Source organism: Paraburkholderia sp. RAU2J (genome assembly GCF_003634845.1).
GTDB classification, from domain to species: Bacteria; Pseudomonadota; Gammaproteobacteria; order Burkholderiales; family Burkholderiaceae; genus Paraburkholderia; species Paraburkholderia fynbosensis.
In genome coordinates this window covers 373,285-391,284 of the sequence record NZ_RBXG01000003.1, presented here as the reverse complement: position 1 = coordinate 391,284, position 18,000 = coordinate 373,285, and the positions used below count along the sequence as shown (strand labels likewise).

17 protein-coding genes and 1 pseudogene are annotated in these 18,000 nt (G+C 60.3%); 8 read left to right on the top strand and 10 right to left on the bottom strand.

The window, feature by feature from the left end:
- The 3 genes from B0G69_RS33225 (at position 1) to B0G69_RS33215 (ending at position 2,805) form a co-directional block, all read left to right on the top strand.
- Positions 1 to 594, top strand: a complete 594-nt coding sequence (locus B0G69_RS33225; protein WP_121325078.1) for a TetR/AcrR family transcriptional regulator — start codon at positions 1 to 3, stop codon at positions 592 to 594.
- A gap of 109 nt (positions 595 to 703) precedes the next feature.
- Entirely contained in the window at positions 704 to 1,858 is a 1,155-nt protein-coding gene (gene yqhD, locus B0G69_RS33220; RefSeq protein WP_121324389.1) for an alcohol dehydrogenase, read from the top strand.
- 41 nt (positions 1,859 to 1,899) lie between these two features.
- On the top strand, positions 1,900 to 2,805 hold the full coding sequence (locus B0G69_RS33215) for an NAD(P)-dependent oxidoreductase (protein WP_121324388.1): 906 nt from the start codon (positions 1,900 to 1,902) through the stop codon (positions 2,803 to 2,805).
- Positions 2,806 to 3,274: 469 nt separating this feature from the next.
- Here B0G69_RS33215 and B0G69_RS33205 read toward each other — a convergent pair.
- The 5 genes and pseudogenes from B0G69_RS33205 to B0G69_RS33185 form a co-directional block, all read right to left on the bottom strand.
- A pseudogene (locus B0G69_RS33205) lies at positions 3,275 to 3,436 on the bottom strand (mechanosensitive ion channel domain-containing protein); the annotation flags it as partial.
- A gap of 75 nt (positions 3,437 to 3,511) precedes the next feature.
- Positions 3,512 to 3,898: a nuclear transport factor 2 family protein gene (locus B0G69_RS33200; RefSeq protein ID WP_121324387.1), complete on the bottom strand. Its 387-nt coding sequence runs from the start codon at positions 3,896 to 3,898 to the stop codon at positions 3,512 to 3,514.
- 76 nt (positions 3,899 to 3,974) lie between these two features.
- Positions 3,975 to 5,321, bottom strand: a complete 1,347-nt coding sequence (locus B0G69_RS33195; RefSeq protein WP_121324386.1) for an MFS transporter — start codon at positions 5,319 to 5,321, stop codon at positions 3,975 to 3,977.
- 89 nt (positions 5,322 to 5,410) lie between these two features.
- The gene (locus tag B0G69_RS33190; RefSeq protein WP_121324385.1) at positions 5,411 to 6,943 is read right to left on the bottom strand and encodes a bifunctional 3-(3-hydroxy-phenyl)propionate/3-hydroxycinnamic acid hydroxylase; all 1,533 of its coding nucleotides are present in this window, start codon (positions 6,941 to 6,943) and stop codon (positions 5,411 to 5,413) included.
- 56 nt (positions 6,944 to 6,999) lie between these two features.
- Positions 7,000 to 7,851: a fumarylacetoacetate hydrolase family protein gene (locus B0G69_RS33185; RefSeq protein WP_121324384.1), complete on the bottom strand. Its 852-nt coding sequence runs from the start codon at positions 7,849 to 7,851 to the stop codon at positions 7,000 to 7,002.
- 146 nt (positions 7,852 to 7,997) lie between these two features.
- Between B0G69_RS33185 and B0G69_RS33180 the strand changes: the two genes are divergently transcribed.
- The 3 genes from B0G69_RS33180 (at position 7,998) to B0G69_RS33170 (ending at position 11,221) form a co-directional block, all read left to right on the top strand.
- Positions 7,998 to 8,564 carry a VOC family protein gene (locus B0G69_RS33180; protein ID WP_121324383.1) on the top strand — a complete coding sequence of 189 codons (567 nt, stop codon included), beginning with the start codon at positions 7,998 to 8,000 and terminating at the stop codon, positions 8,562 to 8,564.
- Between the two features lie 116 nt (positions 8,565 to 8,680).
- A complete protein-coding gene (locus B0G69_RS33175) occupies positions 8,681 to 9,493 on the top strand; it encodes an IclR family transcriptional regulator (RefSeq protein WP_121324382.1) in 813 nt (270 codons plus the stop codon).
- Positions 9,494 to 9,988: 495 nt separating this feature from the next.
- Positions 9,989 to 11,221, top strand: coding sequence for an FUSC family protein (locus B0G69_RS33170; protein ID WP_147440811.1), 1,233 nt, complete (start codon positions 9,989 to 9,991; stop codon positions 11,219 to 11,221).
- A gap of 49 nt (positions 11,222 to 11,270) precedes the next feature.
- On the opposite strand, the gene B0G69_RS33165 is transcribed toward B0G69_RS33170, so the two are convergent.
- Complete coding sequence (locus B0G69_RS33165; protein ID WP_121324380.1) at positions 11,271 to 11,933, bottom strand: TetR/AcrR family transcriptional regulator; 663 nt, start codon at positions 11,931 to 11,933, stop codon at positions 11,271 to 11,273.
- Positions 11,934 to 12,067: 134 nt separating this feature from the next.
- Here B0G69_RS33165 and B0G69_RS33160 point away from each other — a divergent pair, with 134 nt between their 5' ends.
- On the top strand, positions 12,068 to 13,360 hold the full coding sequence (locus tag B0G69_RS33160; RefSeq protein WP_121324379.1) for an NAD(P)/FAD-dependent oxidoreductase: 1,293 nt from the start codon (positions 12,068 to 12,070) through the stop codon (positions 13,358 to 13,360).
- Between the two features lie 626 nt (positions 13,361 to 13,986).
- On the opposite strand, the gene B0G69_RS33155 is transcribed toward B0G69_RS33160, so the two are convergent.
- Positions 13,987 to 14,316: a DUF1840 domain-containing protein gene (locus tag B0G69_RS33155; protein WP_121324378.1), complete on the bottom strand. Its 330-nt coding sequence runs from the start codon at positions 14,314 to 14,316 to the stop codon at positions 13,987 to 13,989.
- A 432-nt stretch (positions 14,317 to 14,748) separates the two neighbouring features.
- Between B0G69_RS33155 and B0G69_RS33150 the strand changes: the two genes are divergently transcribed.
- Positions 14,749 to 15,498 carry a DUF4336 domain-containing protein gene (locus B0G69_RS33150; protein WP_121324377.1) on the top strand — a complete coding sequence of 250 codons (750 nt, stop codon included), beginning with the start codon at positions 14,749 to 14,751 and terminating at the stop codon, positions 15,496 to 15,498.
- Positions 15,499 to 15,585: 87 nt separating this feature from the next.
- Here the strand turns inward: B0G69_RS33150 and B0G69_RS33145 are convergent, their stop codons facing one another.
- The 3 genes from B0G69_RS33145 to B0G69_RS33135 are packed head-to-tail and all read right to left on the bottom strand — an operon-like array spanning position 15,586 to position 17,992.
- Positions 15,586 to 16,356: an ABC transporter ATP-binding protein gene (locus B0G69_RS33145; protein WP_121324376.1), complete on the bottom strand. Its 771-nt coding sequence runs from the start codon at positions 16,354 to 16,356 to the stop codon at positions 15,586 to 15,588.
- The gene (locus tag B0G69_RS33140; RefSeq protein WP_121324375.1) at positions 16,353 to 17,102 is read right to left on the bottom strand and encodes an ABC transporter ATP-binding protein; all 750 of its coding nucleotides are present in this window, start codon (positions 17,100 to 17,102) and stop codon (positions 16,353 to 16,355) included. Before B0G69_RS33140 ends, B0G69_RS33145 begins: the two co-directional genes overlap by 4 nt.
- The gene (locus B0G69_RS33135) at positions 17,099 to 17,992 is read right to left on the bottom strand and encodes a branched-chain amino acid ABC transporter permease (protein ID WP_121325077.1); all 894 of its coding nucleotides are present in this window, start codon (positions 17,990 to 17,992) and stop codon (positions 17,099 to 17,101) included. The genes B0G69_RS33140 and B0G69_RS33135 overlap by 4 nt, the downstream gene beginning before the upstream one ends.
- Positions 17,993 to 18,000 lie beyond the last annotated feature (8 nt).

Sequence of the window (18,000 nt, the reverse complement as noted above, 5' to 3'; positions counted from 1 at the left end):
GTGCGCAGAACCGCGGACTTTCACCAGAAGCTGCTGGAGGCCGGCGTCGCGCTGTTTGCCGAAACCGGTTATCACGGCACCGGCGTGAAGGACATCGTTGCGCGCGCGGGCGTGCCGAAGGGTTCGTTCTACAACTACTTCGACAGCAAGGAAGCGTTTGGCGCGGCGATCCTGCGTCACTACGCGGACGAGCAGGCGGCAGAGTGGCAGCAGTATTCGATCGAAGCGGATGCGCCTGATCCGCTGCTCGCGCTACGCGGCATCTACGAGCGCATCGCGGCCGACTACGAGGCTTGCGACGATCGTTGCGGATGCCTGTTAGGCAATTTTGCCGGCGAGATCGCGCAGTCGAGCGATCTGTGCCGTCGTGCGGCGCGCCAGACAGTTGACGAATGGCGCATGCGTTGTGCCGCGTACCTGCGCCGAGGACAGGAGTTCGGTTCGGTGCGCCGCGATCTTCCGGCTGAAGCAATGGCAGACCTTTTCTGGAACATGTGGGAAGGCAGCCTGTTGCGGATGAAGCTGGAGGACTCGATCGAACCATTGAACGCCTGTATGCATTCGATGTTCGATCTGTTTTTCAAGTCCCGGTAGCAACAGTAAGCGAGGTCGGCACGCCGGGCGGCGCGCAGTCGCTCTGCGGTGCGGGGTTTGTCCGCAGTTGAGACGACCGGTCATATCAATGCAGGAAAGCAAGGTCCCCATGCAAAACTTCATCTTTCACAACCCCACTCGCATTCTGTTCGGCGAAGGCCAGATCGCCGCACTCGACACCGAGGTCCCGGCCAACGCGCGCGTGCTGATTACGTGCGGCGGCGGCAGCATCAAGAGCAATGGCGTGCTCGCGCAGGTGCAGGCAGCCCTCGGCGAGCGTGCCTTTTTCGTGTTCGGCGGCATCGAGCCGAATCCCACCTACGAAACCTTGATGCAGGCGGTCGAGTTCGCACGTGAGCGCGACCTCGACTTTCTGCTCGCAGTCGGCGGCGGCTCGGTGATCGACGGCACCAAGTTCATCGCGGCCGCACTGAAGTTCGACGGCGAGCCGTGGGACATCCTCGCGAAACAGGTCGAAGTGCGCGACGCGATGCCGTTCGGCAGTGTGTTGACGTTGCCGGCCACGGGTTCCGAAATGAACAACGGCGGCGTGATCAGCCATCGCGCGAAAGGCGACAAGCTGCCGTTTCGCAGCGAAGCCACCTATCCGCGGTTTTCCGTGCTCGATCCCGTCACGACCTACTCGCTGCCGCCACGGCAGATCGCCAACGGCGTTGTCGACGCATTCGTTCATGTCGTCGAGCAGTACCTGACCTATCCGGTCGATGCGAAAGTGCAGGACCGCTTTGCCGAAGGGCTGTTGATCACGCTGACCGAAGTGGGCCCGCAGGCGCTTGCCGAGCCGCACAACTATGCGGTGCGCGCCAACCTCATGTGGACCGCGACGCTCGCGCTCAACGGCCTGATCGGCGCAGGCGTGCCGCAGGACTGGGCGACTCACATGCTCGGCCACGAAATCACCGCGCTGCACGGGCTCGATCATGCGCAGACGCTCGCGATCGTGCTGCCGGCCATGCTGAACGTGCGACGGCAACAGAAGCACGCCAAGCTGCTGCAATACGCGGAGCGCGTCTGGAACATTACCGAGGGCAGCGAGGACGAGCGCATCAGTGCGGCGATCACGGCAACCCGCGTGTTCTTCGAGCGCATGTCGCTCGGGACCCGGTTGCGCGACTACCAGATTGGCGGCAGCTCCATCGGCACGCTGATCAACAAGCTCGAAGAGCACGGGATGACGGCGTTGGGCGAGCACGGCGACGTGACGCTCGAAGTCAGCCGCCAGGTCTATCAACTTGCAGTCTGAGCGATCCCGTGTCCGCTTGACTGTTCTCCTGGATTATCACCATGAAGATTGGATTTGTAGGTCTTGGCTCGATGGGCGCCGCAATTGCGATGAACCTGATCGAGTCCGGGCATGAGGTGCATGTTTTCAACCGCACGCCCGCGAGGGCGGAGCCTTTGCGCGCCGCCGGCGCACATGTCGCCGCCAGCCCGGCGCACGCCGCGGAGTCGGCCGACGTCGTGTTCACGATGGTCGCCGACGATGCCGCGCATGCAGCCGTCACGTTCGGCGAGGCCGGCATTGCTGGCGCGCTGCGGCCGGGTGCAATGCATATCTCGATGAGCACGATTAGCGTCGCGGCCGCGCAGGATCACGCGACGCGCTACCGCGAAGCGGGGCTCGCTTTCGTGTCCGCGCCGGTGTTTGGCCGGCCCGACGCCGCGGCGGCGCGCAAGCTCTTCATCATGGCCGCGGGCGAGGACGCGCATCTCGCCGTCGCGGTCCCGCTTCTCGAGCAACTCGGACAGTCGGTCGGCATCGTCGGCACGGATCCTTCGCAGGCGAACCTCGTGAAGCTGATCGGCAATTTCATGCTGTCCGCGATCATCGAGACGTTGGGCGAGGCATGTGCGGTGGCCGGCAAGGCGGGCATCGATCCGATGCGCCTCGTCGAATTGCTGACGAGCGCGAACTTCAACGCGCCGCCGTACAAGATTTACGGCCCGTTGATCGCGTCCCAGCAATTCCAGCCGCCGGGCTTTTCGTTGCCGCTCGGCCAGAAGGACAACCGTCTGATGCTGGCGGCCGCCGAGGCGCTGGGTGTGCCGATGCCGCTGGCGAGCCTCGTGCGCGACCGCTTCCTGACCTTGCGTTCGCAAGGGATTGGCGCCGCGCACGACTGGTCGGCCGTAGCATTGTGTGCGTTGTCCGATGCGGGCATGAGCAAGCCGGTTCACTTCCCAACCTAGCCGCCTCGCGATTGATTCGACGGTCTTCACGCTGAGCCCCTGAACGCCTTACTGCTGCCGCGGTTGGCCACGGCAGCAGTAAGGCGTTCAGGGGCTGCCATCCGAATTCGACTCTCCATCCTCAAGCAAGACAGCCCCTGATTTCCCCTTTCCCAGATTATCTTCGGGATTCCTTAACGGACATTCGCCAAGCGATAGGCAACCGCATCCAATACAGGACTCCAGATTAGTTTTGAGGCGTAATAACGTGTCGATCCGTTGTTGTAAGGCTTCATTCCATCTGGCGGAAACCTGCGCCCATTCTGCGGCAGTGGGTTTCCTATCGTGGGGTGTGGCGGCCAAGGCTGCCCCAATCTCGACAAGGGGGACGCCGACACGCTGAGCCACCTTGATGATAGCTATCCGTCTCAGCATCCCACGGCTGTAGAGCCGCTGATTTCCGTTGGTCCGCGTGGGTTTAAGAAGCCCCTTGGACCTGTTCGGGGTCGGTGTCCAGTGGACAACTGAGCGTGAGCGTCGTCACACCTTGGGTACGGTCTCCCATCGTCACGTTGCGCAGGTTCTGCGAGATCAGATGAGAGTTGGGGACGATGACCGTCGAGCGCTCAGCCAGTTGTATGTCGGTCGCGCGCCACCGAATATGTCGAGAATGGTGGTCAAGAGATCAGTCGGGGTCGTGCCAAAGCCGCCGGTTAGCAACGCAATGTCAATCGGGCAAGCGCCCAGAATGGAGATGCAGCAGTTTCCAGCCGACCTCGCGTTTGACCCATATTTCCGTTACGACCGCGCGAATGTTGAGCTCCGATCCATCGGTCCTGTGCGCCAGGGTTTGCTCGAGATGACCTGTCGTGATCACCATGTCTGGCAGGAACCTGTAAGCGAGCGGTTGCGGACGCACGATTTGACGTACCTTGATCTTCTCGGTAAGGAAAGACAGATACTCCGACTTGCCATGAACGTAGCCAGCTGAATGGACGAACGTCAGGTCGTCGTCGAGTAGTGACGCCAGTTTGGGCAGGTCCTCCGCCACCGTGGCGTCGCAGCGCTGTTGTTCCAACGCCTCGACGGCGGCCTGAATGGGCGCATCTTTCATCGTCAATCTCCCGAAAAAACGGCATGGATACTTCTTGTCAGGGACGGTGGCGGGCCGCGTGGTGAGTCGATTCGGCTCAACGCAATAGTTCACCGCTCAGTCCATCTGTCTTCGACGGCGACCCGGCCCCCGACCTTCCCGTCGGCAACCCATAACTGGCAAGCAGCGCGACCGTGCATGCGCCGATGACATACCAGGCTGGCGCTGCGAGGGAGCCGGTTACGCGAATCAGCATGGTCGCCAGCAACGGCGCAAAGCCGCTGAATGCGACAACCGATATGTTATAAGCCAGCGCGATTCCGCTGAATCTGACCTGGACAGGGAATTGGTCGGCGAGCACCGACGCCCATGTCCCGCTTGCCAGTGAAAAAACCAGGCCGGCAAGCACAAACAGCAACACCGGATTGACGGTATGACTCGCCAGCGCTTCATAGAACGGGTAACTCAACGCGATCAGCAGCGCCGCCGACGCTCGAAGCAGGTACCGGCGCGGGATCTTGTCGCCAAGCCAGCCCGCGGCCAGGAGACCGAAGGAACTGACGATCAGATAAGCGTTCTGGGCGATTGCCGCGGTCCGCGGCGCATAGTGCAGTTGCTGGACGAGGTAAGCGGGCATATGGCCATAAAGTACGCCATTGATGCCAGCCATCACGGCGATTGACAATGCGCCCGTCGCGACCGCCTTGCCATGACGTCGCAAGGTCTCGCGAAACGGCTGTTTGACGACAGCGCCATGCATTTCCTTGAACTCGGGCGATTCGTCAAGATTGCGACGCATCAGGTAGGAAGCAATCCCGCAAACGCCGCCGAAAAGAAACGCGATCCGCCAGCCATACGCCGCCGCGTCCGCGGCGGACAGGTAGGTCTGGATGCCCAAGTTGACGAACGTGGCGAGCAACACGCCCACGTTCACCGCGCAGATAATAATGCCGGCAGCGAGCCCCGCCCGATGCGGCGCGGCTTCCACTGCATAGGTAATCGCACCGGGCATTTCTCCGCCGACGCAAAATCCCTGAAGCATGCGCAGCAGGATCAGCAGGAGCGATGCGGTCATGCCCCAGCTCTGATAATTGGGCAGCAGACCGAGACAGATCGTAGCGGTCGTGACCACAATGATCGAGCCGAGGAACACCGGACGCCGTCCATACCGGTCGCCCCAGCTACTGAGCACAATTCCGCCGAGCGGTCGGATCACGTACCCGATTGCGAGCACGGAGAAGGTAGCCAGCATGCTGATCAACGACGACGCGCTCGGGAAAAACTGGGCCGCGATGTTATGGGCAAAAAAACCGTAGACGATGAAATCGTAAAACTCCAGCGAGCCGCCAAGGCTTGCGATGAGAATCATCTTCCACTGCGACCGGGACAAGCCGGATGATTGCCGACGGTCGGCGCCGCCGACCGGATTGCGGGATATTCCCATGACTCCTCCAACTGATTGTCGGCTTCTTTGTCCGATGATTTACGTGCGTTGAGCGCGAGACGTCTCGCGTGGCAACGGATTTTGCAGGCTCACACGGCCACAGCACCTTCGGTTTGCAAGCCGGGTAAGGCGTGCTGCAGAAGGTGTTGCAACGATTCACCGTCCTGCGCGACGCCGTACACATACCGGTCGGGGCGGACGAGCACCGCTGCCGCGTTGATCGACTCCAGCCACTCGCGAACGGCCGCCCCGTCGCTGGCCACAACTGCGACGCCCGCTTGCGCAGCGCTATTAACGACGTCGCGGCATTCACGGAGCAACTCCGCTCGCGCAACCAGCGCAAACCGATAGCCGACCACGTCGTCCACCAGTCGTCCGTCCGGCAGGCGGGGTTGCGGTGCAATATGCCCGGCCACGCCCGATGGCTCATCGATCCATGCGCCCGGGCCGAGCCTGGGTTGTGGGGTCACAAAATTGCGAATCGCTGCACTCATCTCTTCATCACGGACATCGGCCAGTTCTGGCCTCGTCGTTTGAATGACGGAGCCGAGTTGTACCGCCGTTTCGATAAATAAGCGCACGTGCGGCGAGCGTTCGGATTCGTAGCTGTCGAGCAGGGTATCGGGCGCCTCGCCATGAATGACGGCACCAAGCTTCCATGCGAGATTCGACGCGTCGCGAATGCCGGCTCCCATGCCTTGGCCCATAAAGGGTGGCGTTTGATGTGCGGCATCGCCTGCAAGAAACAGTCGGCCACGGCGCCAACCGTTCGCCACGACCGAGTGAAATGTATAGATGGCGGAACGTTCGAGGTGCGCATCGGCCGGCGAAATCCAGCGAGCGAGTTTGTCCCACAGCCATTCGGGGGACGTGAGTTGCGTCACATCATCACCGGGCATCACCATGATTTCCCAGCGGCGACGATTTCCGGGACCACGCGTGTAAGTGGTCGGACGCGCCGGGTCGCAGTACTGGACCGAGTAGTCGCCGAGATCGGGCCGCGGCGTGTCGAGCAATACGTCGACCACAACCCAGCGTTCATGCGATTTCAGGTCGGTCAGTTCGGTGCCCATGAAGCGTCGCGCAATCGAGCGCGCACCGTCGCAGCCGACTACATATCGCGCGGTGGTATGTCCAAGTTTGCCGCAGCTCGTATCCTCGAAGCGCAACTGGATGCCATCGTCCGCCTCGTCAAGCGCGAACACCTCGTGGCGCACCCGGACGTCAACGCTCGATTGCCGCGCGAGGCGCTCGCGTAACGCATTCTCGAGATCTGGCTGATGGAACTTGTAACTGGCGCTCCATCCCTGCGGTCCGATACAGGTCGGTCGTTGCCAGTCGATCAGCAACTTGCCTTCCCCGTTCACGAATTTCATGCCGGGACCCACGAACAGCCTGGGTAGCAGCTTCTCGGTTAAACCGAGGGTCTGGAACACGCGCATGCATTCACCGTCGAAATGCACCGCGCGAGGAAGCGCGAAAATGTCCTTGTCTCTCTCCAGCACCAGCACCCGCAAGCCTTCGATTGCCAGCAGGTTCGCTAGCGTCGCTCCGGTGGGCCCGAGGCCGATAACGGCCACGTCGTAGTCGCACGCGTGCGTCGAAATAGTTTTCTCTAACATGTCTTGTTCCGCCTGATAAGACGCCGGGCGCACACGAACGCGCCCGGCTACGACTCTTACGCTTCGTCCGCGATCGGATTGGACAGAACGCCGATCCGGTCAACCTCCACTTCCGCCACGTCGCCGGCCCTCATGAACAGCGGCGGATTGCGCTTCGCGCCGACGCCGCCAGGCGTGCCGGTCACGATCACATCTCCCGGAGAGAGCGGGGTGAACGTCGACAGGTAGGCAATCTGTTTGGCAATGCCGTGGATCAGCATCTGCGTCGTCGCGCGTTGTACTTCCTGCCCATTCAGGCGGGTGATGAGCGTCATCACCGCGTTGGGTTCGATCTCGTCGCTCGTCACCATCCACGGTCCGAACGCGCCGGTGCGATAGAAATTTTTGCCCGGGCCCCACTGGCCCGTATGAAGCTGCCAGTCGCGCACGGAACCGTCGTTGTAGCAGGCGTAGCCAGCGATGTGATTCCACGCGTCGGCCTCGGCGATGCGTCGTCCACCGCGCCCGATGATGACGGCAATCTCACCCTCATAGTCGAACCTCTGCGACTCGGGCGGACGCAGCATCGGCTGACCGTGGCCAACCTGCGAAGCCGGCACCCGCATGAAGATGACCGGATGTTCGGTGGTTTCGCGGTTGGTTTCCTTGACATGGTCCGCGTAGTTGAGTCCCACGCAAAAGATTTGTTCGGGGTTCGGAATCACAGGCAGTAGCGTGACTTCCGACAGCGGGTAGTCGCCCTGCGTGCTATCGGCGGCTTGGGCAGCCTCGCCGAAGGCGTCCGCGGCAATCAGTGCCTTCAGATCGGGATAGCGGCCGCCAAGACGCTTGCCAAGGTCGAACACGGTTTCATCGCGAACGATGCCGAACGATGAGCCGAGGTGGGTGGAGAAGCTGGCGAGTTTCATTGATACTCCAGATAGATAAAAAGTCGATAGGATCAACGCTTCGATTCGTAAAAAACCGTGCATTTATCTTATAGTGAGAATAGACTAAATTTAACAAAGGCCACAACGTGTTTTTTGTTAGGGTTTATCACTACTTGGAGACAAGCATGAACGGTATGAAGAAAGCGAGGGCGGGGCTGTCCCTCAGTCACATGGGCTTCTATGTGAGCGACATGGCGCGGGTGGAGGACTTTTATACGCGGGTGATGGAATTCACCGTGACGGATCGCGGTTCGCTGCAGACGCCGCACGGCGCTGTGCAGTTGGTATTCTTGAGCCGCGATCCCGCGGTGCATCACCAGATCGTGCTCGCGAGCGGCCGCCCCGAGCACCTGGCGTTCAACCCGATCAACCAGATTTCGTTCACAGCCGACAGCCTTGCCACGCTGAGGCGGTTTCATCAGCAGTTCATTGCGGAAGGCCTGCAGGAAATCAACCCCGTCACCCACGGCAATTCGGTTTCGATCTATGCGCGCGATCCCGAGGGCAACCGCCTCGAGCTCTACATCGACACGCCCTGGTACGTCGACCAGCCGATGCGAGTGCCGGTGGACTTCGGCTTGCCCGATGCTGAACTGATGACCGCTGTCGAACACCACGCAAGAACGCTATCGGGATTCAGGCCGCGAAGTGTCTGGCAAGCCGAAATGGCCGAGCGCATGGGGCTTGCATAAGCGTGGCGCTGCGTGGCTCGCGTGCGACTGTTTCCGCGCAGTGGTCGTCGAACGCGTCAATGGCGCTCTTGCCAGTGGATATAATCGGTTCACACATGAGGAGGCGCAGCGCAGAGATGTCGAGCATTACGAGACTCTTATCCATACTCGAGCTGTTTTCGGAGGCGAAGCCGTTCCTGTCCGTCGAAGACGTTGCCGCCGAACTCGATTGCTCGATTCCAACGGCTTATCGCTATGTGCGCGAACTCCTGGACGCTGGCTTGCTCATCCGGTTTGCAGGAGGAGACTATGGTCTCGGCCCTCGCATCATCAAGCTTGACTACCACTTGCGCATGTCGGATCCGCTGCTTGCGGTCGGGCAGCCGATCATGCGTGAGTTGAGCGAACACTCCGGCTTCGATGTGGTGATGTCGCGCTGGTACGGTAACGAACTCGTGGACACGCATCGGGAGACTCACGGCGCGGCGCTTGACCTCCGTTACGGCCGGGGTCGTCCTCGTCCCCTGTTTCTCGGTGCCGCTCCAAAAGCGATCTTGTCCACCTTTCCGAAGGCCAAGCTCGCCGTCCTGTTCGATGAGTATGCCGACGAGATTGCGCAAAGCGGCCTTGGGGCGACACTCGACGAGTTTCGCGCGTCGCTGCTCAAAATCCGGCGTGCTGGTTTTTATCTGTCGAGGGGCGAACTGGAAAGCAGCGTTTCCGCACTGGCGTCGCCGCTATTTACGGACGACTCCGGTGAAGCAGTCGGTTCGCTTGCGGTGATCGTGCCGACCCAGCGACTCGAATTTGCCAATCTGGACCGTCTTGTCGAATCGATCCAGGAGGCAGCGGCGCGAATCTCGCAGCGTACGCGTGCGTTGATTGAAAGTCGGGGGGCCGGAGCCATCACGCCGTCGCATACCGTTGCGAGAGCCAAGCGGTCCGCATGATGGCCGTCACGTGAACATCATTCGATCGCGCTCGCGCATTTGAACCTCGGTGGGTTCGGGGGAAGCTTGTCACGCTTGGCTGCGTTCATTGTGTTGTCCTCGAGGGCGTCGGAACGGAAGCGACCGTCGGACGGAGCATTGATAGCAGCGGGTACTGCGCGCGTGGGTACTGTCAGGATTCTTTTAATTTGTCATCCTATCTAATGATGGTCGCAAGCCATTCTCACGCCCCACGCGAAACTAACCTTTGAGGACCTAAGCATGTGAGATCGTACTCTTACGAGCGCCGCCGGCGCACCCTATCGGACCGCTCTGCAATCTGTGCTGAGCACGCTCAGGCAGAAATCCTGTGAGGCTTGTATCCGGCCAACGCGCATCTACGTCAGGAAGAAATGAAGGAACAGTGAAGGGGTTATCGATCCAGGCAGGCGGCACTTGCGACAAACGAACTGGTAGCACGAACGCGTAGGCCGACGTCGTCAGGAGAGGGCCGTCTTGAAGCGGCAAAAAAGGCGGTTGGTCACTTGCGGCCCTGCGGGATACGGCTCTGAAGCGTCGACAGACAAGACGTGCAATCCGGAGCGCCGTCGGAGCGAAAACGCGATCTCTGCCTTCGATTCAAATTTCATTACCCAATTACCTGGCGGTTTCACAGAACAATCCCAAATGAGAAGACCTTTCTTGCCGCCCCGCGTACTGAAAAGCCTGCTCGGCTTGAACGACGGCCCGTGGCGGTGGTCGGCCGGCGTCGGAGGGGGCGTCGCCATGGGCGTGCCTCTGACCGCGTTCATGCTGGCCGGCCACCAGTCACTCGGGCTCATCGCTTCTCTCGGCGCCTTCACGGCTCTCTACGGCTCGACGCTGCGCCTGGGCGACCGGCTCCAGGCCTTGCCGTTCGTCGCGGCGGGGTTCGTGGCCGCCTCCACGCTGGGCGTACTGTGCGCGGCGAATGCGTGGCTGAGCATCGCCTGCCTCGTCGCCGTAGCTGCGCTCGCCAGCATCATTGTGCTCGGTGTCGGAATGGGCCCGCCCGGGCCGATGCAGTTCGTGCTGGTCGCCGGTGTCAGCGGTCATCTGGCCGCTTCCGCGCGTTTCAGCGATTCGCCCCTTGGCGTCTTTATGATCCCCTCTCTGGTCGCGGTCGGCGCGCTCAGTGCGTATTTGCTCGTCATCGCACCCCTCGCGCTGCCGCTTGTGCGCCAGCGCAAGGGCGAAGCGCCCAGCTTGCGCATGCGGTTTCCTCCCAGCTTGCTCAACGGGGAAACGGCCACGATCGCCGCGAGGGTGATTGTTGCGGTTGCCAGCGCCGGCCTGCTGAGCCTGTCTTTTGGGGAGCACCGCGCCTACTGGACGGTTATGGTCGCGGGTGCGGTGCTGCAGGGCAGCCACGTCTCGCGCTCAAGTGCCATTCGGGCCGTGCACCGCGTTGTGGGCACGGTCTTGGGCGCGGCTGTCTTTGGCTTGATCCAGATCGTCGGCCCGGAAGGCCTCTGGCTCGTCGGGGTCCTCGCGCTGCTCCAGTTCGCGATCGAAGTCGTGGCCGCGCGGCACTACGCCCTGGCCCTGACCTTCATTACCCCAACCGCGTTGACCATCTCAGCGGTGGGCGGGACGAGCGCTCCCCTCGCCCTCGTCGGCGAGCGGATCGTGGACACGTTCCTTGGGGCGGTCATCGCCATGGTAGTTCTCTTGGGCAGCGAATGCGTCAGGGGACGACGCGCACGATAAGCAGGTGGAGGATTCTGGGCTTGTCGCGAAGCGCATTGGGTGTTGCTGATTACTTTCTGATCATGTTCAGCGCCGTGTCCCGCACCGCGCGCTTGAACCTGATCTGATCTTCGGGAAGTGACGAGAAAGCCCGAAGCATATGGCTGTAAGCCACGGTATTGCTGATGGCGTTCATCAGCATGGAAAACATGACTTCGGGGTGGTGCGGTTTCAATTCCTTCGCCCTCGATGCATCTTCGAGCAAAGGCACGAACACATCGTGATAGGGGCGCACCAGACGCGCGATGAGTATGTCGAACCGCTCGCCTTCTTCGGTCGCGGCAGTCGAAAAAAACATCCCAATGTCGGGTTCGTCGAAAATCTGATCGATGAAAAGAACCACTGCGTGTTCGACACGCTCACGCGCACCTAGCGTGGCCGAGCGCAACCTGGCTGTGGCGTCGATCATTGGCGCGGCCTGAACCGCGATCTGCTCGACCACTGCAACCCATAGCGCTTCTTTCGACCCGAAATGATGCGCGATCAGCGCTGGGTCGACACCCGCGTCGCGCGCGATTTCCCGCACGCTGGTCGCGTCGAATCCACGCTTGGCGAAGGTGTGCCGGGCATTTCGCAGGAGGAGGTCGGCACCAACGGAAGCACTGTGCGCGGGTCGTCCGCGGGTACGCTTTTTCTCGATCAGCCTGGCAGGTCCTGACGTTACGTCGTTCATTTGGTGTGAGTTGTGGATATCAATTCAGCCGAAGTTCAACCGACGGCGCGTGAGACGCTGAGGAGCGCCACGGTTTGACGGAGCTCGTGCTTTCGGCTACCATGCGATTTTATTCATCACGCGTTGAATTTATTATGTCACAACCAGTACGGATTGTCATCGTTGGCGGCGGGATTGCTGGAATTTTGCTGGCTACCCGACTGGGCGACCAGTTAGGGCGTAGCGGCCGGGCCAGCGTCACGCTGATCGACAAGAGCCCGACGCACATATGGAAGCCGATGCTGCACACTATTGCAGCCGGCACGCGCGATGTTCAGCAGCAGCAGGTGATCTATCTCGCCCATGCCCGCGATCACGGCTTCACCTATCAGCCCGGCGCAATGCACGGGCTCGATCGAAGCCGGCAGCTGGTTCAGCTCGACGAGCTCAGGACGCCGGAAGGCGAGGTAGTGCTCGGTCCGCGAACGGTCGGGTACGACGTGCTTGTGCTGTCGCTGGGTAGCCGGGCGAACGATTTCGGCGTGCCGGGCGTGAAAGAGCACTGCCATTTCATCGACAGTCAAAAGCAGGCCGAAGCGTTCAACGCCGCGTTGCGAGCGCGCGTATTTCGAAGCGTCGCGAAGGACGAACCACTGCGTGTGGCGATCGTCGGCGCGGGTGCAACGGGCGTCGAGTTGTCCGCTGAACTGAGCCGCTTGCTTGACGTTGCGTCGAGTTACGGAGACCCGACTGTGCGAGAGCGGCTGAATTTGACGCTGCTCGAAAGCGGCCCGCGCGTGCTCGGGGCGTTTCCGCCGGAGATATCGGCATCGAGCCAGTCGCAGCTCGAGCATATCGGTTTTCGCGTGCTGACTTCGGCGCGTGTTACCGCGGCAGAGGCGAATGGTTTTCGCCACGGCGACGGCACGCTTGTCGAAGCCGATCTGATGGTCTGGGCAGCGGGCGTCAAAGCGCCGGATTTCATGAACAATCTCGACGGACTCGAAACGAACCGGTCCAACCAGATCGTCGTCGGAGCGAGTCTGCAGTCTTCGCGTGACGATCACGTGTTCGCGCTCGGCGATTGCGCAAGCCTGACGCTTGCCGGTCACGAACGGCAACTTGCACCGACCGCGCAGGTCGCCACGCAGCAGGCCGAGCATCTCGCGCGTCACCTTCCGGGGTGGCTTGCAGGCAAGCCGCTTGCCGATTTCAGTTTCCGCGATTTCGGTTCGCTCGTCTCACTGAGCGACTACAACGCGTTCGGCACGCTTGGGCGCTTCGGGCTCTTTCGTGGCGGTTTCATACGCGGACGTTTCGCTCAACTGAGTCACGCGATGCTCTACCGGCGCCATCAGCAGGCTCTCCATGGATTTCGAAAGGCGACGCTGCTGTGGACCGCGGAACGGATCAACGGTCTCGTCCAGCCGAAGATTCGCTTGACCTGAACGTGTCGCCGAACCCTTTGCAGACCCTGACGGTTTCGTGGTGCGATTCGCGCAGCGGCCGCTGTGATTACGAGGCCTCACGGGTGCTCATCGCGAAGAGGGCGGGGACGTGTGTGTTGGGCGTTCATCCGATTGAGGCGGGCGACGCCGTGCACTGTCCCACAGCAGGCGATCCGCCGCCGTGAAAGGCAGGCGCAATGACGGTCGCGGCATCCGGTAACGTCTGACTGTGACTTTGCGCGCGTTTACATTCTCGCGGACGCGGTTTCGATTTGACATGTCTGAAGCAAGAGATGCCTCGGCAACGAAACAACGAGCTATTCGCAAATTAATATGGAAACCTACGTATGTAGCATTGCCTATCGGGGAAGCGACATCGCTACACGCGGCGTTTCGCCGATGAGAGGCTGACGCGCACAAGGATCGAGCCAATAGTTGCTGCGAGGGGGCAGTGTTTTACAACCATCAAGGAATTACGAAAAGCGCTCTAGACGTGCTGCACTGGCGCGAAGTCGTATCGCTTTATCTGGGCATCGAAGGTCAACAACACGATTCCTCTGCCTCGCACGCCATCCTTCTGTCCGAGCAGATCGCACCTAGTGTCGTGTCACCTCATAACAGTCTGTCTATAGACCCCAGATAATATCCGCATTCTGCCGCCGTGCCTCGCGCATCATATCAAGCAGCGGCCATGCCCGCCGCGCAAGTCCACCACGATCATCGTCCGCATCATAATTGCGCCCATTCGACAAATGGTACAGCGATTCAAGCGCGATTTCCGCATGCGCTTCCTCAGTAATCGCTGCTTCAAGGCGAACGATTGCGTGAGGCATTTCGTCATGCCGTATTACCCCGCGTGTACCGAGGTGTTTGCCGATGAGGGTCAGCAAGTATTCAGCGAGGTTCCTGAGCATGACAACCTCCGGGGCGGCAGGCGATTGGAAAGTGACCAGCATGATGTAACCTCCTGTATGTGGTCCGCGGGGCTTCGATGTGCACGAAAGGCGGACGGACGGCCATCAATTGCACCCGGTCGCCGCGGTGCTGTTTGCGATCGCCCCGGAATTGCCATGCGCGACGGCTAGGTGGCGCCGGTGACGTATTGGTGAGGACCTTCCGGATGGCTGGCTACCGTGTGTCGGAGGCGGAACTTGGTGTTTTCACTGGCGCACGGAGTCTTCCTGATTCATTGTGACGTGCGCTTCGCGCGCCTCTGGTCCAAGTCCAGTCACAAGAAGGCCCATCTATATTTTATATCACATAGTGACAGATTCAAAGCAGACCTTTTTAGCCAGCGGCGGGCCTGATTCAGACGAGCTGGCTTGCTGTCAAGATGCGTTGGTATGTCACCATATACATCCGTCGAAGATTGCGGTTCCTGACAGAAAATGATTGACGCTTCGCATTCGACCTATCCGCCGTTGAACACGCTCAAGTTTGTCGCGGAGAATCTCTGGATCGTCGACGGTCCGATTATCCGGTTTGGCATGCCTTGGCCAAAGATGCCGTTTCCTACCAGAATGACTGTCATACGTCTCGCAGATTCGCATCTGTTCATTCATTCACCGACACACCTGACCGTCGAACTCAGGACCGAGATCAAGGCCATCGGCGAACCGCGATGGATTGTCGGACCAAACCGACTTCATTATTGGTCAATACCAGAATGGCGAGCTGCGTTCCCTGAGGCGTTTGTTTATCTGGCACCCGGCATCAGCGAACAGGCGAGCAATCACATCAGATTTCGCGGACTGCCGTTGGAAGGTAGCCGCAGTTACGAATGGGATACCGAACTGGCGACACTTCCGGTTGCCGGCAGCTATATGACCGAAGTTGAGTTTTTTCACTACTCGAGTCGAACACTGATTCTGACCGACCTCATCGAGAACTTCGAGCCACGGAAGCTCAACTCATTCGCGATGCGTACGTTGACACGCCTGGGGGGTGTGCAGGATCCAGACGGGCAGATGCCGCGTGATATGCGCTTGACATTCATCGGGCGACGGGAGGAGCTGAGGGCGGCGATCGAGAAGATGATCCAGTGGAACCCTGAGAGAGTCATTCTTTCCCATGGCCGCTGGTATGAGAAAGATGGGGTGAACGAGTTGCGGCGCGCATTCCGCTGGTTACGGGCCTAGGTATTCTTCCCGGATTGGGAAGCCGGGGGGTACGAATTGCCAGCAGTCGTGTATCCATTGATATTTTGCTACTGAGACGTCGGCTGTCTACGGAGGAGGGCTACGCTTGCTCCGCCCATCGCGACTCGCGCTGCCCGCATCCGGTACATCCCAATTCTCGACGCTTGCACCTGCTAGCGCGCGCACTCTTGCTTCATCGCTCCCGAACTCGCTAGCCGGACCTGTGAAGACGACCCGCCCGTCATCGAGAACACACGCGGTATCGGCGATGTCGACGGCCGCCCTCACGTTCTGCTCGACGAGAAGCACGGACATACCTTCACGGCGCATTCCGGCGATTACTTCGAAGACCTCTCGGACAATAAGTGGCGCGAGCCCTTGAGACGGTTCGTCAAGCAACAGAAGTTTGGGATTGAGCATCAAGGCCCGCGCGATCGCGACCATCTCCTGCTCGCCCCCGGAGAGTTGTCTGCCCTTGCTGGAACGACGCTCCTTTAAACGGGGAAAAAGTGTATAGACCCGTTCGATTGTCCAGGAGCCAGGGCGGGCGAGCGGCACCAGGAGGTTCTCTTCAACGGTCAGTCCTGGAAAGATGCGCCGGCCTTCCGGCACATATCCAACACCCAGTTCGGCAATTCGGTAGGGTGGCCATGCGGACGTGGCGTGATCGAAGATGCGCACGGCACCTTCCCGAGGTCGTGTCAATCCCATCAGACTACGCAGCGTCGTTGTCTTGCCAGCACCATTGCGGCCGAGGAGAGCGACGATCTCCCCCTCGCATACCCGCAGCGACACCGCATGCAGGATGTGGCTCTTTCCGTAGTAGGTCTGCAGGCCTTCAGCGTCCAGCACGTTCATACTGCTTTTCCCAGGTAGGCCGCCTGAACTTCCCCATTCGCGGCAATCTCGACAGGCGTCCCTTCCGCGAGCACCTGTCCTTCGGCAAGCACCATAATGCGTTGGGCCAGTTGGAAAACGACCCGCATGTCATGCTCTATCAGCACCATCGCGAGTGCCTGATTCTTGTGCAGGTTATGTATCAGTTCTGTAATGTCGTAGGTTTCCTGGTCGCCCATTCCCGCAGTCGGCTCGTCAAGCAACAGCAGTCGCGGTCTGAGTGCAAGCGACATGATGATCTCTGTGGTGCGCTGGTCACCCAGCGATAGTTCTCCTACGAGGCGGTTTGCCTTGGCGCCAAGTCCACCCATCGTGATCAGTTCGTCAACCCGGTCATGTATTTTCACCGCGGCAGCACGCGAGAGCCACGCACTCAGTCGGTAGCCGGACTGGATTTCGACGGGAATACGCACGTTGTCGTGGACCGAGAGCTCCGGAAATACTTCAGTGATCTGGAACGTGCGCGCCATACCCAATGCCACCCGCCGATGGGGAGGGAGGCGGGTGATGTCATTCCCGTCGAACAGGATACGTCCTGCCGTGGGGTGAAAGAATCCACTGATCAAATTGAAGAAAGTTGTTTTTCCTGCGCCATTGGGTCCGATGACCGCTCTCAGTTCGCCTGTCTGGACGTTCATCGATACATCGTTGACCGCTCGCAGGTTGCCAAAGTGACGCGAGACGCGTTCGACTGCAAGTAAGCTCATGGGTTCGCCTTTTTCCGTATGATGCCGAGCACGCCGCGCGGAAAGAACAGGACAACCAGAACGAACAGCAGGCCGATAAACGACATCCAGTTCTCTGTCCGGCTGGAGATGTAATCCTGCACCACGACGAAGATGGCCGCGCCAATCAGCGGCCCCCATAATGAGCGCATCCCCCCCAGGACTGACATGATGACGAACTCGCCCGACTGGTCCCAGCGCAATCCGTGGGGATCGGCGAAGTTGTTCAGTAGGGCATAGAGTGTTCCTGCCAGGCTGACGAAAAAGCAGGAGATGACGAACGACAGCCAGATATGTTTTTCTATCGGTACACCGAGGAAGCGTGCGCGCCGCTCATTTTCGCGGATGGCGAGCAGCGTGCGGCCGAACGGTGAACGTAGTATCCCGGCCATGATGGCCACGGAGAGCGCGAAGCAAAACAGAACGAAGTAATAGAATACGATCCCGTTACTGAGGATATCGACGGTCCAGAATCCGAGATTGATCGGCATGCGGTGCCAGCCTGATAGGCCGTCGTCACCACCGGTGATCGAGTTCCATCTGAACGCGATGAAATAGAACACCTGCCCGAACGCGATCGTGGCCATCGCGAAGTACACCCCTCGAAGCCTGACGATCAGGGCACCAATGATCGCCGCCGCAAGCGTGCCCACGGCGACTCCGACCAGGATCCCGATCGGCGTGCTGGGGACGAGGTACCGGATCGTCATGCCCGCGCCATATGCTCCAAGCCCGAAATAAGCCGCGTGGCCGAACGAGAGGACACCCGTGAAGCCGAGCAGGAAATTGAGTGACATGGCTGCCAGTGCCATCACGAGGAGCCGGGTCCCCAAGGCGGTATATCCGCCGATCCAGTTGATCCAGAAAGGCATGGCGAGCA

What these genes read in the sequence shown, in the direction of transcription:
- yqhD (WP_121324389.1), top strand. Translation starts at nt 704, where the DNA reads ATGCAAAACTTCATCTTTCACAACCCCACTCGCATTCTGTTCGGCGAA.
- B0G69_RS33215 (WP_121324388.1), top strand. Translation starts at nt 1,900, where the DNA reads ATGAAGATTGGATTTGTAGGTCTTGGCTCGATGGGCGCCGCAATTGCG.
- B0G69_RS33200 (WP_121324387.1), bottom strand. Translation starts at nt 3,898, where the DNA reads ATGAAAGATGCGCCCATTCAGGCCGCCGTCGAGGCGTTGGAACAACAG.
- B0G69_RS33195 (WP_121324386.1), bottom strand. Translation starts at nt 5,321, where the DNA reads ATGGGAATATCCCGCAATCCGGTCGGCGGCGCCGACCGTCGGCAATCA.
- B0G69_RS33190 (WP_121324385.1), bottom strand. Translation starts at nt 6,943, where the DNA reads ATGTTAGAGAAAACTATTTCGACGCACGCGTGCGACTACGACGTGGCC.
- B0G69_RS33185 (WP_121324384.1), bottom strand. Translation starts at nt 7,851, where the DNA reads ATGAAACTCGCCAGCTTCTCCACCCACCTCGGCTCATCGTTCGGCATC.
- B0G69_RS33180 (WP_121324383.1), top strand. Translation starts at nt 7,998, where the DNA reads ATGAACGGTATGAAGAAAGCGAGGGCGGGGCTGTCCCTCAGTCACATG.
- B0G69_RS33175 (WP_121324382.1), top strand. Translation starts at nt 8,681, where the DNA reads ATGTCGAGCATTACGAGACTCTTATCCATACTCGAGCTGTTTTCGGAG.
- B0G69_RS33165 (WP_121324380.1), bottom strand. Translation starts at nt 11,933, where the DNA reads ATGAACGACGTAACGTCAGGACCTGCCAGGCTGATCGAGAAAAAGCGT.
- B0G69_RS33160 (WP_121324379.1), top strand. Translation starts at nt 12,068, where the DNA reads ATGTCACAACCAGTACGGATTGTCATCGTTGGCGGCGGGATTGCTGGA.
- B0G69_RS33155 (WP_121324378.1), bottom strand. Translation starts at nt 14,316, where the DNA reads ATGCTGGTCACTTTCCAATCGCCTGCCGCCCCGGAGGTTGTCATGCTC.
- B0G69_RS33150 (WP_121324377.1), top strand. Translation starts at nt 14,749, where the DNA reads ATGATTGACGCTTCGCATTCGACCTATCCGCCGTTGAACACGCTCAAG.
- B0G69_RS33145 (WP_121324376.1), bottom strand. Translation starts at nt 16,356, where the DNA reads ATGAACGTGCTGGACGCTGAAGGCCTGCAGACCTACTACGGAAAGAGC.
- B0G69_RS33140 (WP_121324375.1), bottom strand. Translation starts at nt 17,102, where the DNA reads ATGAGCTTACTTGCAGTCGAACGCGTCTCGCGTCACTTTGGCAACCTG.
- B0G69_RS33135 (WP_121325077.1), bottom strand. Translation starts at nt 17,992, where the DNA reads ATGCCTTTCTGGATCAACTGGATCGGCGGATATACCGCCTTGGGGACC.